2 protein-coding genes are annotated in these 2270 nt (G+C 51.4%); one reads left to right on the forward strand and one right to left on the reverse strand.

Annotated features, from left to right (window positions below; translation table 11 throughout):
• The coding region (locus B3180_RS10950) for an amidohydrolase family protein (RefSeq protein WP_286844496.1) at window positions 1-1662 on the forward strand (1662 nt) is incomplete at its 5' end.
• Window positions 1663-1678: 16 nt separating this feature from the next.
• On the opposite strand, the gene B3180_RS10955 is transcribed toward B3180_RS10950, so the two are convergent.
• The coding region (locus B3180_RS10955; RefSeq protein ID WP_286844498.1) for a LysR substrate-binding domain-containing protein at window positions 1679-2270 on the reverse strand (592 nt) is incomplete at its 5' end.

Here is a 2270-nt window from a genome sequence, read left to right on the forward strand (position 1 = left end):
CGTAACGACCGGGTTTATCTGATGACTCCGGGCGAAAAACCAACGTTAAGTGCGATCGATTTGCGCACATTGGAGCAGCGCGAGTTGTATCAGTCGGAGTTAGCCACTGAATTCCGCGTGTCTCCGGATGGCAAGCAACTGGCTTTTGCAGAACGTTTCAAAGTGTTTGTTACGCCTTTAGTCGAGCGCGGCAGCGTTATCAACGTAGGGCCGGGAGATAAACAAATGCCGGTGCATCAGCTGTCTGTTCGTGCCGGTGAAAATCTATCCTGGACGGCAAACAGTGACCAGATTTACTGGACATTGGGGCCGGAGCTTTACCATACGTCGGTGGCTGAAGCCTTTAATGCTGACACTGAAAGCGACACCCTGAAAGTAAAAAATGGCCAGAACATTGGTTTTGAACATGACGCCATGGTACCGGATACAACCGTTGCCTTTGTGGGCGGCCAGGTTATTACCATGAATGGCGATACCGTTTATGAGCAAGGCACTGTGGTCGTGCGCAATAATAAAATTGTGGCGGTAGGTCCTGAAGCTGAAGTTAATGTGCCTTCCGGCGCTGAGGTTATTGATACCAGTGGCAAAACCGTTATGCCGGGGTTATTCGATGCGCACGCGCACGGTGGTCAGGGCCAGGCAGAAATTATCCCGCAGCAGAACTGGGGACAGTACGCGAATCTGGCATTTGGTGTGACCTCAATTCACGATCCGTCTAACGATACGACCGAGTTCTTTGCGGCTTCAGTGCTGCAGAAAGCGGGCAGAATTGCCGCGCCACGACTGTTCTCAACCGGTACCATTTTATACGGTGCTAACGGCCCGGGTTACACCTCGCATGTGGATAGCTTAGAAGACGCTAAGTTTCATTTAGAGCGCCTGAAGAAAGTGGGTGCGTTTTCTGTTAAGAGTTATAACCAGCCGCGTCGTAACCAGCGTCAACAAGTGGTTGAAGCCGGACGAGAACTGGAAATGATGGTGGTACCTGAAGGCGGTTCGTTGTTGCAGCACAACTTGAGCATGATCATGGACGGGCACCCCACGGTTGAGCACTCATTACCGGTAGCCAATATCTACGATGGTATTCGTCAGTTATGGCAGCAAAGTGACGTAGCTTATACACCAACCCTGGGTGTGGCTTATGGCGGTATCTGGGGTGAGAACTACTGGTATGCGGAAACCGATGTATGGAAGCATCCCAAGCTGACTCAATATGTGCCCATGGACTTTTTAGTGGGTAAGGCGATGCGTCGTGAAAAAGCGCCGCATAACCACTACAACCACTTTAATAATGCGGAAGTGGCTACTGAGCTGCAGGACTTAGGTGTTGAAGTGCTCTCTGGTGCTCATGGGCAGCGTGAGGGGTTAGCGCAACACTGGGAAATCTGGATGATGGCTCAGGGTGGTATGGAACCGCTGGAAGCCCTCCGTACAACGACCATTGATCCGGCTAAAGTCTTTGGCATGGATCACGCTCTGGGCTCGCTGGAAGAAGGTAAACTGGCGGATATTATTGTTATTGACGGTAACCCGCTGGAGGACATCCGTGACACCGACAAAGTGACTCACACTATGGTTAATGGCGTGTTGTATGATGCCACCACCATGGATCGCTTGTTGCCGGAGCCACGTAAACGTAAGGGCTTTTTCTGGGAAGAATAAGCCCCTGGTAACAAAGCTATGAAGCTGCCGCGGTTTCGGCGACCACTTGTCGGAACCAGCGGTGGCCTGCATCGTGCTGTAACAGCGGCGACCAGATCATGGTCAGAGTTAACCCCGGTATTTCAAACGGCGGGGCTTTCATAACCAATTGACTGTCCTGTGAATACAGTTCGGCGGCCCGTGTTGGCAAGGTAGCAACCAGCCCCTGACGAGCCAGATACATAGCAACATGATAATTACGGGTAAACACTTTAATTTTCCGGCGTTTGCCCAGTTTATCTAACGCGTCGTCGACCCAGCCGAGTTTTTGTACGTCGTGCGGATCCATCCCTACGCCCACACCAAAGCCCGTTTTACTCACCCAGACGTGCTGCGCCTTTAAGTAATTGTCCAGCGTGTAGTCTTCCAGCAATGGGTGGTCTTTGCGGATCAAACAGGAAAACTCGTCGCTCCATAAATTCTTTTGGTGAAACGACTGTGGCAGTTGTTCAAAGCGGTTAATGGCCAGATCCACTTTGCCGTTTTCAACGTCGTGAAAGCTGATGTCGCTGGGGGTCATGATATCCAGTGAGACATTGGGTGCCTGCTCATCAAGTTTTTCCAGCAGT

This window comes from Idiomarina sp. UBA4206 (assembly GCF_002383015.1).
GTDB lineage: Bacteria > Pseudomonadota > Gammaproteobacteria > Enterobacterales > Alteromonadaceae > Idiomarina > Idiomarina abyssalis.